The 13,511-nt window shown below is 44.9% G+C and carries 12 protein-coding genes and 1 pseudogene; 4 read left to right on the top strand and 9 right to left on the bottom strand.

Annotated features, from left to right (window positions below; genetic code table 11):
• Positions 1-20 precede the first annotated feature (20 nt).
• Complete coding sequence (locus tag RHOLA_RS00610; RefSeq protein WP_038501651.1) at positions 21-1,754, top strand: hypothetical protein; 1,734 nt, start codon at positions 21-23, stop codon at positions 1,752-1,754.
• A 352-nt stretch (positions 1,755-2,106) separates the two neighbouring features.
• Here RHOLA_RS00610 and RHOLA_RS00605 read toward each other — a convergent pair whose 3' ends face one another.
• Complete coding sequence (locus RHOLA_RS00605; protein ID WP_051636136.1) at positions 2,107-2,967, bottom strand: GSU2403 family nucleotidyltransferase fold protein; 861 nt, start codon at positions 2,965-2,967, stop codon at positions 2,107-2,109.
• Positions 2,939-4,048: a hypothetical protein gene (locus RHOLA_RS00600; protein WP_051636135.1), complete on the bottom strand. Its 1,110-nt coding sequence runs from the start codon at positions 4,046-4,048 to the stop codon at positions 2,939-2,941. The genes RHOLA_RS00605 and RHOLA_RS00600 overlap by 29 nt, the downstream gene beginning before the upstream one ends.
• A 163-nt stretch (positions 4,049-4,211) precedes the next feature.
• Here RHOLA_RS00600 and RHOLA_RS00595 point away from each other — a divergent pair.
• Positions 4,212-4,433 (top strand): annotated as a pseudogene (locus tag RHOLA_RS00595) (hypothetical protein); the annotation flags it as partial.
• A gap of 11 nt (positions 4,434-4,444) precedes the next feature.
• Here the strand turns inward: RHOLA_RS00595 and RHOLA_RS00590 are convergent.
• The 5 genes from RHOLA_RS00590 to RHOLA_RS00570 are packed head-to-tail and all read right to left on the bottom strand — an operon-like array spanning position 4,445 to position 11,168.
• Positions 4,445-4,975, bottom strand: a complete 531-nt coding sequence (locus tag RHOLA_RS00590) for a hypothetical protein (protein ID WP_144239012.1) — start codon at positions 4,973-4,975, stop codon at positions 4,445-4,447.
• A 13-nt stretch (positions 4,976-4,988) separates the two neighbouring features.
• Positions 4,989-8,006, bottom strand: a complete 3,018-nt coding sequence (locus RHOLA_RS00585) for a type I restriction endonuclease subunit R (RefSeq protein WP_038501646.1) — start codon at positions 8,004-8,006, stop codon at positions 4,989-4,991.
• Positions 8,006-9,124, bottom strand: a complete 1,119-nt coding sequence (locus RHOLA_RS00580) for a restriction endonuclease subunit S (RefSeq protein WP_038501644.1) — start codon at positions 9,122-9,124, stop codon at positions 8,006-8,008. Before RHOLA_RS00580 ends, RHOLA_RS00585 begins: the two co-directional genes overlap by 1 nt.
• Complete coding sequence (locus RHOLA_RS00575) at positions 9,121-9,609, bottom strand: hypothetical protein (protein ID WP_038501642.1); 489 nt, start codon at positions 9,607-9,609, stop codon at positions 9,121-9,123. Before RHOLA_RS00575 ends, RHOLA_RS00580 begins: the two co-directional genes overlap by 4 nt.
• Positions 9,606-11,168: a type I restriction-modification system subunit M gene (locus RHOLA_RS00570; RefSeq protein ID WP_038501640.1), complete on the bottom strand. Its 1,563-nt coding sequence runs from the start codon at positions 11,166-11,168 to the stop codon at positions 9,606-9,608. The genes RHOLA_RS00575 and RHOLA_RS00570 overlap by 4 nt, the downstream gene beginning before the upstream one ends.
• A 213-nt stretch (positions 11,169-11,381) precedes the next feature.
• On the opposite strand from RHOLA_RS00570, the gene RHOLA_RS00565 reads away from it, so the two are divergent.
• The gene (locus RHOLA_RS00565; protein ID WP_038501638.1) at positions 11,382-12,059 is read left to right on the top strand and encodes a hypothetical protein; all 678 of its coding nucleotides are present in this window, start codon (positions 11,382-11,384) and stop codon (positions 12,057-12,059) included.
• A gap of 21 nt (positions 12,060-12,080) precedes the next feature.
• Complete coding sequence (locus RHOLA_RS00560; RefSeq protein ID WP_038501636.1) at positions 12,081-12,506, top strand: hypothetical protein; 426 nt, start codon at positions 12,081-12,083, stop codon at positions 12,504-12,506.
• Here RHOLA_RS00560 and RHOLA_RS00555 read toward each other — a convergent pair.
• Together RHOLA_RS00555 and RHOLA_RS00550 are read right to left on the bottom strand one after the other, a co-directional pair.
• Positions 12,503-13,135, bottom strand: coding sequence for an NYN domain-containing protein (locus RHOLA_RS00555; protein ID WP_038501634.1), 633 nt, complete (start codon positions 13,133-13,135; stop codon positions 12,503-12,505). The two genes, RHOLA_RS00560 and RHOLA_RS00555, sit on opposite strands and share 4 nt — an antisense overlap.
• Positions 13,136-13,269: 134 nt before the next feature.
• Entirely contained in the window at positions 13,270-13,491 is a 222-nt protein-coding gene (locus RHOLA_RS00550) for a dienelactone hydrolase family protein (protein ID WP_038501632.1), read from the bottom strand.
• Between the last annotated feature and the right edge of the window lie 20 nt (positions 13,492-13,511).

Genomic DNA, 13,511 nt, shown 5'->3' with positions numbered 1-13,511 from the left:
TTACGCAGTTTGAGGATGCGATGAATGAATTTGAATCGCTATTAAATCAGGCTGCGCAACGCATGACTTATGCCTCCAAGGAAGCTGAGAATGCCTCCCTTTCATTTATGCGTAGAACTCTAGACGAGGTGATGGGGCTGAGTTATTCGGGAATTCTTGAAAAAATTTCATTTTATGCGTCAGAGATCAGACAAGTCCTCGATGGAATTCCAGCGGAATATGTAATTCTGCTTTGCCGGCAGACCTTTGCACAAAAAATAAAATTGCCTGAGAGCATCTCATCCTCGTCAGGAGCCATACTCGAAATTATAGGTTTGGTGGCACTCTCGAGGGGATCTGAGAATATCAAACCACCCTCTGAAATTGACATCAGATCCGCTATAGATAAAGCAATGGGTCTCGCCTCAAGCATATTGACTCTAGGCAACATTCTGACTCTAGAGAGAAACAAAGGTGTCCCCGCCGAATTTGATGCGCACAAAGTCAAAGGGCGAATTGAGTCGGAGACCTTAGGCATTAGAGGGAAGCAGTACATCGTTATCGAAGAATATTTGTACGAGCAAATATTCTCGAATCCAAAGGTTGCGAATATTTTCTTTGAAACTATGAACTTTTCTTACCATGATTTTAAAATTGTCCGTGACGCAATCGTTGAACTTCGAATAGAGGATTTCCAGCGATTAGAGGATCTTGTTAAAAGCTTTTCTGATCGGAATGTTCAGTTTCGGGAAGAATTAAAGCCTAAGGAACTACTCATTAATCCACTGAGGATAAGCCCAGGACGTATCGCCGATAAGACTCTAATTCCGAGTTCGATTGTGAATCTAATTCTTGAGCACTTCTCAGTTGACTTTCAAACTTTAATTCCATCAGTTGCCGTCCATCAATATCTAAAAAATATTTCACCGCCGCTTTTCGGGAAGCTACTAAGGATCGAAGATGAGTACCTTGAACTTACACCAAGCAGACTTGGCCAAGATACTTTTAGGGATTCATTTGAAGATCTTCTACTCGAGTCTGATGAGGAACAGTTCGAATCCTATAGCCGAGCACGTGGTGAAATTACTGAGAGAATTGCGAGTGAAGCTATTTCACGCATTTTTAAAAAAAGCCCCTTGCTATCTAATTTTAAATTCACCTCGAAAGAATCAAATGGTGAAGTAGACCTTTTGTTCGAAGACAACGCTCGATACCTTATTGTCGAAGTCAAAGCTGGCGATATCGAGAGGACAACAAACTTAGGTAAGTTACACCTAATGAAAAGAGCACTGCGGGAAACATTGCAAGGCGGATCACGCCAGGCATCAAAATTTGCGAATTTCCTTAGGTCAAATGAAATTAGAGAAACACCGTACGGCAAAATTGACTGGGCCCCGGACTCGCAGAGTCTCAAAATCGTGGTTTCACTAGACAACCTAGGGACAATCGGCACCACATATCGTAGATACTTAGAAAACCACGTCGATATTGATTCTGATGTATGGTTTCTGAGTTTGCACGATCTACTAATTATTTCTGTAGTGGATATCTCGGTAAATGATTTTATTGCCTATGTAGGATTCAGAACCACTAACCCTGTAGGTAGGCAATTGGAGGCTATGGAGGAGTTGGATATTTGGCTCAAGTGGCAACAAAGTCGAGAATCCTTTAAACCAGGTGCCTTCGTTAACACATTTACGGACAAGTTGGATATGGTGTTTGAGTCCCTTACCGAATTTCCTTGTACCCCAATTGCATCTTCAAGGCTTTATTAGAGCACTTAGCATTCTGACGAGCTCGAGATTCGGGATGTTGCAGCCTGGTAACTAAATGATCTGCGTGGTGTTCACGAAGCTACTTGACCTGAGCTTTTGGCTAACTGTCAAATATGTCAAAACGTAGGCTACTCATGCCTTAAAGTGAATACAGGCCAGCCGCTCGAACGGCTGACCTGCTGGACTTATTTTTTACTTAGCCCATTTTTCTGCAATATATATGTCCACGAAGGGCCTTCTCCTGAGAAGGCCCTTCGGTTTATATTTCGAGTTGCTTAGAAGTGTTATTTGGAACTTTTCCAAAATTTCACCATCTTTCTTTCATATTTAGCTTCAGATTTTGAAGCTAAATCTATTTTGAATCCCGTGTCACACCAGATGTTGCTGAACTATTTTTTTCTAGGATTTGTAAAAACTGTACGGAATACGCCCACAATCTTGCTGATATCTCGTCTGGATTGCCAATTCCATACTCCACACGACCAGCAGACGCTGGTCCATATGCTTCCTGTGAAGATGCAAAATGCAAAGCAAGAACTTCTAAAGCTTTTCCAACAACAACTTCTGTTAACTCGTTTTCTGAAAATTCAACAAACTTTGAAACAAGGTTGGCAATATCAACTACCTCGAAGATCCTAAAGATGTCGTATGAGTCTTTGTCTGAACTAATTCTTGATTGATCTATCCGTTCTCCGACTTTTATCAGTTTTGCTACTAGCAAAGCAGCAGGTCCAGCTACTGCCACCCTGCAGCTCCTGCTTGATAATGGACTGAATGATTTGATTTCACGAACATCGTTATCTAGTAGGGCAGCCTCAAGACCCTCGGTTTTCCTTGCTACATAATCCGCGTGAGGGTTTAGATTTGCAGACCGTCTACTTTTTGTCGAAACTAATTTGGCAGGGACCATGAAGTCAACAGGGATTCCTTTAACATTTATCCACGCTCCTGGGTTTCTTGAAATTGGGTCCCTCATAAACCCTGCGGCTGAAAGTTTTTCCTCGAGAACGGGATCGTCGTCCAGGCTTCGCGAATCTATGGCGAAGTCACTGTCTTTAGTTGCGGGGGCAACGACAAGTTCTAATTGATCAGTGTGAAGATAAATAGCCTGTGCCCCTACCAGAATCAGAGACTTGGCTTGCGTACCTAAGGCTTCAACTGCATCAATGAGTGCTTCACGCGCTTCAATTATCAGGTTTGATTCGCCAAACATTTTCGTTAGCCTCCATCCAATCTAATAACGTCTTTCCTTCTTCGGGATTTCTTCCAGGTCCCCCGAGGAGATCCACGGCTATTTGTGAAGGTGCCGCAATATTCATACCCTTATAGATCGAGGTACGATCAAAAACTACTGGAGTATTAGGTGAAGATAGAATCACGTTCGCGCCTTTATTCGTCTCCAGGAAACCGAGCTCCAATGCCAGCTCATCAATATTTGTTGTGTAGATCATTGCGGTAAACGGGTCGGCGTATGCATAATACTTTTCTGCGGCTAACGAACCTGTAAGTACATATTTCCTTGAATCAATCTCTGCTAATTTCGACTGCAATTCATTGAGTCCCCGCGGATTTATGTAGCTTTTAGTAACACCGCTGCCAAAAACATCTACTTCCTTGCTCCACGCAAGTAATAGTTGCTTACAATCATTTACAGAAACCTGGGATCCAACTTGCTTGGTGGCAAATTTGTTTGCCGTCAGAAAATCAATCATGCGATACGCCGAACCTCTAGACGCGCCTGATTCAATTATTAGTTTCTGGATTTTTATTGGTGAACCGTAGTCACACAATGTTCTCACTATTTGCCCCGCCGGCACTCCCTTTAATGATTGCGTTGGTCTTCCCGGACCTTTCCATGGGTCGGTAGTCGCACCGCGAGAGTTAATAACCATTAGTGGATTTTGTAGATTTATAGATACATTACCGGTGGCATCCGCAAACGAAACACCTCTGTCTTTTAGTTCATTTTGGATTGGCTCGGGGATATATTTGGCCGCTACGAGTTTGTTGTAGTTGTCATTTGTGATACGACTTAGCTGGTCCAATGCCGCCAACATTTGAGGTCTGTTCAGTATCCTCTTGACTTCTGTGGCGAATTCCACAGGTGGAATGTTAGGGATCTTAATCTCCAGAATCGCATCAAGATTTCTATCTTTGAGTAACGGTTGAATCAAAGCACTCATCTGCACATTAAAGTCTTTTGGGATAGCTGCCCTGATTTTCTCTGCAACGCGCGTGAAGATTTCCTCGTCTCGCTCGAGAGGGGAGATGTTCTTAGATGCTTCGCTATTCATCCTCTTATTCTACCATGTACGGAAGAATGTGGACAATAGTAATTAACGGATTTATGTAACTATTACTCGAACACGTGTTCGATTTTATCACTTGCCTGATGCGGGCCTTGAGGACCGTGCCGTGTCAAAAAGTAGTTTTAAACACTCCCCTGGCGTTTAACAAGCTTGTGCTCTGTTCTCAGAGTCAACTGGTCGCGTGTTGGTATCGGTTGGTCGTGAAGATGACGTGAAGTTTGTTGGTCTATGCGAGGCACGCGGTATTCCGGTGTTGCGCATTGGTGTCACCGATAACTCGGGCGAGCTAGAGATTCAGGATGTTGCAACCTGGCAGCTGAATGATCTGCGTGGTGCTCACGAGGCTACTTTGCCTGAGCTTTTTGGCTAGCTCTCTCTCAGCTATTTCTTATTCTTCGTGGCGTATACCGCCCACTCGCCCGAGTCCGTGTCGTGTTTTTGAAGCACTTCACAAATAGTTACCAAAAGCTCTACCTTGGCGTAAATTTCATTCTTTAGGTGCTCGAGGCTCGTTATTTCTGCTGACACGGAAGTGCCGTCCTTCACATTAATGAACTGAAAAAAATTCGGGTTGCTGTGATCGATTGAACCGTGTACCACGGTGTCACGCACATCTAGAAGTCTCTTCATGTCACCTGACAACTGTCTCCAGTTTGTGAGTTTATGTAACCGGGAATTTTCTTCAAAATCTTTCAATTTCATATTCAATGCTTTAAAAATGGCGACCCTCTGTTGCCCGTAATCAACAGGCGAATGGGACTTACTCGAGTAGAAATCAATCTGCGATGCTTTAGCGATCAACCATTCAAGGGAACTTGCTAGGAGAACTATTTCGCCCACCATTCGCAACTGCTCAACATCGAGGCCAAGTTGAAATTTTTTGGGCCTCAAAGAGTCATTGAATTTTGACATTTGCAAATTCACCTCAGCTTCCCAGGGTGAAGAAACGCTCAAAATAGTTTTGTAGTTTTTCAATTACACGACCGCGCTGCGCTTCATGCTCGCCCGCTGGCGAAAAGATACTCACTGCTGGCATAAGCCGAGCTAGACCTGTGCCAAAGGTTTGGATCGAACCGCTCTTAAATGATTGGTCAACAAAGGTATGAGTCGAAGCCGGGTCGAGGTTTTCATCCTCAATCAGCTGTTCGAGCTCAATGACACGTTGCTCTTTTAGAAACTGCACCCAGGAGTCATCGATGTTCGCGTCGATGTTGACTGACTGGATAAATCTCTCGATTAAGTCTTTTTTGCTTCTCAAAGCTGAACTTGAGTCGACAGCACGGCTAATGGACGCCTTAATTTCTTTATCGGCATTCAGATCAGCACCCGAGTCTTTGAGTTTGCGAATCAAATCGAGGATATAGTCAACGTTGATTTCTACTTGCTTGATTAGCTCAAGTTCAAAAATGACATCTTGAACGATCGAGTCTTTTTCTGGCCACATAGGGATTAGTTGCTGCTTGATCTCGAAATATACACTTTGGCAATCTTGTTGCTGTGCCTGAGTGAGAATTTCGTTGCCCTTGAAATCATCGAACGAGACAAGGATGTTCTTGAGTCGGAGAATCCCATTGAAAAGTTTTATAAAGAGTTTTTTGTCGTCTTCTAAAACTGGTACTTCGTTTGTCGCGAAGCGCGCCAGGAATTCAGAGACGGTAGCCGAGTACTCCTCGTAATACTCACCGTAAGGCTTGAGAATCACGATACCGCCGGCTTCCTTGTTGCCAAATAGAGTAATCGCCTCTTGAGTCTGCTTTTCAAGATCTCTAAAGCAAACGATATTTCCGTAGGTCTTTACTGAGTTCAGGATTCTGTTCGTACGAGAGTAGGCCTGCAACAAGCCGTGCTGACGCAGGTTTTTATCAACCCAAAGCGTATTCAGTGTTGTGGCATCAAAACCGGTCAGGAACATGTTTACGACCACAACGAGGTCCAGTTCGCGAGACTTCAATTTCTTTGTTAAGTCTTTGTAGTAGTTTTCAAAGCCGCCATCCTTGTCAGATCTTGTGCTAAAACTGGTCCCAAACATTTTGTTGTAGTCAGAGATGGCTGATTCAAGGAAGTCGCGTGATGGAACATCGAGTGCGTCTACCTCAAAGCCTTCCTCGGGCATCAATCCATCAGATTCCGCCTCATTTGCCGCAAAGCTAAAGATCGTGGCTATCTTGAGTCGCTGTGCCTCTGGCAAATCGGCCTGAGCCTTTTTGAACTCTTGATAGTACGACTTAGCGGCAGCGATTGACTGCGTTGCCATCAGCGAATTGAAGCCTTGCACGCGCTTCTTGTCTATTGAGTAACTTTCGTTCCGGCGAGTTTTCTGGTCAAAGTGCTCCAGAATATAGTTCACAATTTTGGAGATACGTTCAGGTGCAAGTAGTGCCGCTTCGGTATCTATGGCAGATACCTGCTTATCGGCGGATGACTCAACCGTCTTCATTGTGTTCACGTAGTCAACGCGGAATGGCAATACGTTCTTGTCAGTAATCGCATCAACGATTGTGTAGGTGTGCAGCTTGTCACCAAAAGCCTGCTCGGTAGTTTTTAGGTCTGGGTTTCCGCCTGTTGACGCTCCTGCAGCAAAAATAGGAGTTCCGGTGAAACCAAAAAGGTTGTAGTTCTTGAAGGCTTTGCGAATTGACGAATGCATATCACCGAACTGCGAACGGTGGCATTCATCAAAGATCAAAACCACGCGCTTGCGTTGAATTGGGTGGTCTTTGTTGCCTTCAATAAATTTGCTGAGCTTTTGAATAGTCGTGATAACTATTCGCGAGTCCGGGTTCTCAAGGTGCTTCTTCAACTCAGCAGTTGAGGCACTTGAGTTTGCCGCACCCTTCTGGAATCTGTCGTATTCCTTCATCGTCTGGAAGTCCAGGTCCTTACGGTCCACAACAAATAAAACTTTGTCCACCGATGGCATCTGACTGGCCAACTGTGCTGTCTTGAAGCTGGTCAAGGTTTTACCAGATCCGGTTGTGTGCCAAATGTATCCACCAGCAGCCAACGAACCAAGAGTTTTTGAATTTTCGCTAACCAGAATTCGCTGCAAAATACGTTCAGTTGCAACGATTTGATATGGACGCATAACCAGCAAAAGCTGCTCTTCAGTAAAGACGCAGTACCTGGTAAGAATGTTCAAAATCGTGTGTTTGGCAAAGAAAGTTTTACCGAAAGACATAAGGTCCAAAATCGGTTTGTTGTTGGCATCGGCCCACCAACTGGTGAACTCAAAACTGTTTGATGTCTTCCTCGTACGCTCGTTTCCGTTTGACTCTTTCACACGGGTTTCCCGCACGGTATTGCTGTAGTACTTGGTCAGGGTTCCGTTGCTGATCACAAAAAGCTGAACATACTCAAAAAGACCCGAGCCAGCCCAAAAGCTGTCTCGCTGATAGCGCTTTATCTGGTTGAAAGCCTCGCGCAGGTCAACTCCACGACGCTTCAATTCAACATGCGCCATAGGAAGGCCGTTGACCAAAATTGTTACGTCATATCGGTTCTGATAATTTCCCTCAGCCTCATACTGATTTATTACCTGCAGGCGGTTGTTGTGGATGTTGGACTTATCAATCAGATAAATGTTTTTAGTCTCACCAGAGTCACGCTTGAGAACTCGGATGTAATCCTCTTGGATACGAATGGTCTTATCAATCATTCGATCGTTGGCGGATGAAATGCTGTCTGTGAAGAGTCGATCCCACTCTGAATCAGTGAACTCAACTTTGTTTAGAAGTTGAAGTTGATTCCGCAGATTACCCAGCAAATCCGTTTCATTTGTGATTGGCAGGTACTCATACGCTTGACCTTGGAGGAGGTCTATAAAAGCCTTTTCGAGTTGAGCCTCAGATTGGTAAGCCTGCTCTGTGCGGGTATCGGCTTGATACTCGGCAACTACAGTGCTTTCATTTGTGACAGCAATTGGCTCAACTCTTGGGATGCTCATTAGGCAAGTTCCTTGAAGGTGAAAAGCCTTTCGCGGTAGCACTCATATTGCTTGCGCCTCGCTTCAATCTCTGCAGGTAGACCCATTGAAAGATTTGATGTTAGTTCAACAAATGCATCCAGAATTCCGACAATCTCCAATTGTTTGGACAATGGTAATACTGGGATTGGCAATGAGAGAATTGGAGCAGAGGCCAGGGTTGGGATGCCTGCTTTTCTAACTTTGTCCGTGAAAAATTGCTCTTTTAGTGACGCGTAATGGTACAGGAACCTCGATGAAATCTCATCGGAATGGGGAAGAGCAAAGCAACCATCTGAACACCAAAATGGTTCGCTCGACCACCCAACTCTTCCTGATGAAGCACCTGTATTGATAACCATTACGGTTTCCCCAGGCATATTCGATTCGTCGTGATACCCAATTGGATTCAGACCACCGTGGAATACAGGAATCGAACCATCATCAGCCAAATTTGACTTGGTTAGTCGCTTTCCGCGAGCTATGGGGCCTAGTAACTCGCCCAATGTCTTGAACTCAACGCTTGAAGGAAGCTGCGTTGACAGTAGTTTGTTTCGGTAGTGTTCGTATTGCTTTTTACGGGCTTCTAGCTCTGCTTCTAGCTCTGCTTCTAGCTCTGTAAAGGTGTCAAGAATTCGCACAATTTCTTCTTGAACCTTGAGTGGCGGTACCGGTATACGGAATTGAGAATATTGACTAATCCAGTGCCTTGCGTGATCCTGGGGGGCATATCCGATGCAGCGCATAGCGAAATAAACATACCTAAGTGATGAAATTTCTCCGTTTTTTAAAGTTAACATTTTCATCGCAGATGATTTTGCTTTGAAAGGGAAATCAACCCACTTAAAAGCAGTAGTGAAGTCGTCAAAAATAATCACTGGGCTGTTGGGGTTTGCAGAATATATGCCGCCCTGCTCATCCGTATAACCCAAAATAAATGTTTGGCCGGCTGTCAGTACTGGCGTTGTGAAAGAGTCATCATAATTCACAGAATTTACAAGATACTTCGTTGGTTGCTCGTACGAGATTAGTTCTTCGAGAGGCTGAAATTTTACCCCTTCAGGACACAGGGAATTGACTAATGCGCCAAGATGACTCATTGGATCGGCCTCGCTATTTCCCGAATTTCGTATAGCCCCACACAAACCCGATCCAACTGTCTAATGAAGTTATCTAGAAAACCATCGGAGGCCTCAAAATACTTGCCTTTATTGTCTTGCCTCCGGTGCAAAATTTGTTGGCCGGTGGCACTAGTAATTGGATATGCATGTACAAAATCAGATCTCTCTGTATTTACTTTTTCATAGTCATCTGCAGTTTGCACACCAACGGTTTTCAACTGAGGCCAGGATTTAATTCCAATCTTCACGCTATGCCTGAATGCATCGAGAACTTCACCTGACATTCGTTCTTGGAGGTTAGTTCTGGAAACTGTCGGATCCAAGTAACAGGTTACCTCGATCATAAAATTTGTTACAGAAGAAAAACCGAAAAGAGCTACCCCTAGTCTGTAGAGATATTGATCATCGCTTGGCAAGGCTATCTGAGTCTGACTGCGAATTTGATCGGGATTGAATGTGCTCACAATTCCTGGTCCTCTAAATCAGCAACAATTAAATCGATTTGTTTACGTAGTTCAGCCTGACGAGCAACAATGCCTTCAATATCTTTGTTCAACAGCTGGATGTCGATAACTTCGCGAGTATCCTCGGCTGAAACATAGCTTGAAACAGAAAGGTTGTAGTCGTTTAAGGCAACATCCTGATTGTCAACGAGCCGCGAGAAGTAGTCGGTGTCAGAACGATTATCAACAGTTTGCAGAATCTGATCAATGTGCTCAGAGGTCAAACGATTCTTGGTCTGTGAGCGAGTAAATAACGCAGAAGCATCCACGAATAGTGTTGAGTTTTCTTTCTTGGACTTTTTCAACACCAAGATGCAGGTGGCGATAGAAGTTCCGAAGAATAGGTCTTGCGGCAGCTGGATTACTGCATCCACGTAGTTGTTATCAACAAGGTACTTGCGTATTTTTTGTTCGGCACCGCCACGGTACATAACGCCCGGAAACTCAACGATTGCGGCTGTTCCGTTCACTGCTAGCCAGTGGAGCATATGCAATGTGAAGGCAAGGTCTGCCTTGCTCTTGGGGGCAAGCACACCTGCAGGAGCAAAGCGGTCATCGTTGATTAAGAGCGGGTCTGAATCACCAGCCCAATTGATGGAGTAAGGCGGGTTGGAGACGATGGCCTCAAAAGGTTCGTCATTCCAATGATGTGGGTCGGTAAGAGTGTCACCATGGGCGATATCAAACTTTTCGTAATTGATATCGTGCAGAAACATGTTGATACGGCAGAGGTTATATGTGGTCAGGTTGATTTCTTGACCGTAGAAACCCTCGCGAACGTTGTCTTTGCCTAGGACTTTTGCGTACTGGAGCAATAGTGAACCAGAGCCGCAGGCAGGGTCGTAAACCTTGTTTACTGACTTTTTGCCGATAAGTGTGATTCGGGCGAGTAGTTCGGAAACCTCTTGGGGGGTGAAGAACTCTCCACCTGACTTACCTGCGCTAGAGGCATACATAGACATTAGGTATTCGTACGCGTCTCCAAAGGCGTCTATCTTGTTGTCTTGGAAGTTTCCGAAATCTAGATCTCCAATAGCATCAAGCAACTTCACGAGCACTTCGTTGCGCTTAATAACTGTTGGGCCGAGTTTGTTGCTATTTACATCAAGGTCTTCGAAGAGGCCTTTGAGATCATTTTCTGAAGCAGCGCCAACTGCTGAGCCCTCAATGTTGGCGAATACGCGTGAGAGGGTTTCATTCAGGTTCGAGTCATTCTTAGCATTCTTTCGAACATTGACGAAAAGCTCGCTTGGCAAAATAAAGAAACCTTTTTGCTCAACTGTGGTTTTGCGGCCAAATTCGGCTTTGTCATCGGTGAGGTTTGAATACTCGAAATCCTTTTCGCCGGCGCGACGCTGGTGCTCGTTTAGGTAGCCGGAGAGGTTCTCAGAGATAAAGCGATAGAAGAGCATGCCAAGCACGTAGGTCTTGAAGTCCCAGCCGTCGACGCTGCCGCGAAGATCATTAGCGATCTTCCAGATGGTTCTGTGCAGCTCTGCGCGCTGTGCTTCTGATGACACCTTTGGCCCCCGTTTTCTCTATTTATAAGGATAAAGGACGGGGCGGACAGGGAGACAAAACTGAAAATTGCAGCATGCCCGGGGCCATATTTCCCCTTGTAAAGGTAAACGACTGCTAACCGTGGCATCGGCCGGCCTAACCCAGGTTGTATTGACAATGGCCAAACCAACTAACCCTTGATGAGATCTCGGATTTAGGCAGGATCCGGCTGTATGCTGGGCCAAACACACTTTGGGGGATTTATGTTTGGTAAAAAGTCTGATTCAAAAAGAGTAAAAGAAGCTGCATCCGAACTTGCTGAAACAATGATGCTCTGGGGTCTTGATAGAGGTACCGCGACAAATTACGGGTTACAGTTCGCAAACCAGGCACTTGAGAACAAAGTGTCAAATTTGAGGGGCATGTCTGAGGGCGAGAATCTGGCTGAGTTGTACCTTTCAGGCAGAGAACCACAGACCCCCTATGGGCAATTATTTATAAAAATAATTGAGAAATACGAGCCACAGCGAGAACTTGATTCTGTTACTCCCGATGACTTTTATTGGTACTGGTCCATGCCCATGTTGGAACGCGAGTTCATACATGCGATGTCAAATGCTTATAGGACTGGGTTGACTCTTGTGATGCTGCAGAGCCGAGATTGGCAATCCGAAGAAGAAATGTGGGCTATTTCTACACTGGAATGCGACAGAAATACCGTCAAATATGGCTTGATTGCTCCAGAGAATCTGGATAAAAAGGACAAAACTCGTCCTATTCCATTCGAACTTTATAGGCGAATTGAGACGTACCGGGCTCAACCTTACCCTGTTGAGGCGAAGAAACGTCTCATAAAGCTTGACAATCAAAATGCGTTCATTCGTGAGCAAATTGCAAGAGCTGCTCTTTAAATTTCTTCCCTAAAAAAATACATGCCTAAGTGGTGGAAGATCGGGTTTGTTTCGGTGTTGTTGGTAACCACCGGTGCCCTTAGTGCCTATGTGGCTTTGCAGGAACCTACTCTTGATGAAGAGATTTCTGCGCAGGTAGCCGAGTATGCAGACACCGATTACCTGTATTGGGATTGGGCCGATGAAGCCGTTTGTGATCTTTACGAGCGGTGCCAGTTCATTGAGATATACGACACCGCTCGCTGTGCAGATCAGATTCTTGTGCCTATGCGATTAGAAGATGTAAACGAAGACTGGGTTGCAGCTGCTTCTACCGTGATGCGCTCACCAGGTAAGCACGGCGGAGTGCTGGTAGAGCTTGGTGTGAACCGCGCGGACTTTGAATACTTTGCAATTGGTGATGTGCGTTGTACTTATGCGTTGCCGACTGGTGAGGCCGGGCTCTAAATAGGGTCGTAGTATTTCGGCCTCAAGACTGACTGTGTGCCGTTTGAAATTTCAGATCCAAAAAGATTTCTCTCAAAATTTTTGGCTCCAATTGAAATGAATCCATTGGAAATCTTCCTCAAGTCCTTAGCGTTTCTGATCCTCGATGACGTCGTGACTATAAATACTTCTTTTTCTGGATGACTCGCTCGCAGACTTCGAATGATAGGAACCAAATCACTATCTGCAGAAAAAAGTAATGCTTTATCAAACTTGTCCTCGTGGGCAAATTTAATCATTGCAGCAGCAATCGCTACATCCGTTCCGTTTTCCTCAAAGGTTTTGTAAGTTTTATGGCATTTCTTACACTTTCTCTTCACCGACTTAAATGAGCCAATGTGTGTGCTTACACCGGAAATTTCCAAAGCTGCAACGTAATCCGTATGTCTTTTTCTCTTTTCATTAGTGTTCCAATGCGCTTCGGCCGAAAAATACTCAACGCTTGCGAGTGTGTCTTTGGTGGGATGAATAAGAGCGCTAACAAGAGAATAAAGATTCAGCCACTTGAGCGAATTTGACCTGGGACCCAATTCGTTAACAGAGTGGTAAACATTGAAACCATCAATAAAAGCAACTACGCGTTTTTGCAATTTGTGCCTTAATGTGAAAACCCGGCCGCGCAGGCGACCGGGGGCTCGCACCTAAATGCAAGGGAAGATTCACTTATATAGTATTTGTCAGGCCTGACAATTCAAAGTCTTTCAGGCATATGAATTTCAAATAATTAACCTTTTGAAACTGTGGATAAGTGCTCCCCAAAGAACTTCTCGATGCGAGACCAGGCGTCTGCGGAGGCATCGGGGTTGGGTTTAGCACCTGAGATTTTCAGCAGAGTTCCAAACACTGGGCCACCTGCCTGGTGCGGGTTCATGAAGGCGTGACCGGTATCTGGGTATTCCTTTATATCGTGCGCAATCTTCTTTTTAGTAAAAGCAAGCTCGAACATGTTTGCTGTGCTGCCCGAAC

Source organism: Rhodoluna lacicola (assembly GCF_000699505.1).
Lineage (GTDB): Bacteria > Actinomycetota > Actinomycetes > Actinomycetales > Microbacteriaceae > Rhodoluna > Rhodoluna lacicola.
This window is presented reverse-complemented; position numbering and strand designations above follow the sequence as displayed.

Bases quoted from the DNA above. Each gene is read 5' to 3' on its own strand.
- RHOLA_RS00610 (WP_038501651.1), top strand. From the start codon at position 21: ATGAATGAATTTGAATCGCTATTAAATCAGGCTGCGCAACGCATGACT.
- RHOLA_RS00605 (WP_051636136.1), bottom strand. From the start codon at position 2,967: ATGTTTGGCGAATCAAACCTGATAATTGAAGCGCGTGAAGCACTCATT.
- RHOLA_RS00600 (WP_051636135.1), bottom strand. From the start codon at position 4,048: ATGAATAGCGAAGCATCTAAGAACATCTCCCCTCTCGAGCGAGACGAG.
- RHOLA_RS00590 (WP_144239012.1), bottom strand. From the start codon at position 4,975: ATGTCAAAATTCAATGACTCTTTGAGGCCCAAAAAATTTCAACTTGGC.
- RHOLA_RS00585 (WP_038501646.1), bottom strand. From the start codon at position 8,006: ATGAGCATCCCAAGAGTTGAGCCAATTGCTGTCACAAATGAAAGCACT.
- RHOLA_RS00580 (WP_038501644.1), bottom strand. From the start codon at position 9,124: ATGAGTCATCTTGGCGCATTAGTCAATTCCCTGTGTCCTGAAGGGGTA.
- RHOLA_RS00565 (WP_038501638.1), top strand. From the start codon at position 11,382: ATGCTGGGCCAAACACACTTTGGGGGATTTATGTTTGGTAAAAAGTCT.
- RHOLA_RS00560 (WP_038501636.1), top strand. From the start codon at position 12,081: ATGCCTAAGTGGTGGAAGATCGGGTTTGTTTCGGTGTTGTTGGTAACC.
- RHOLA_RS00550 (WP_038501632.1), bottom strand. From the start codon at position 13,491: ATGTTCGAGCTTGCTTTTACTAAAAAGAAGATTGCGCACGATATAAAG.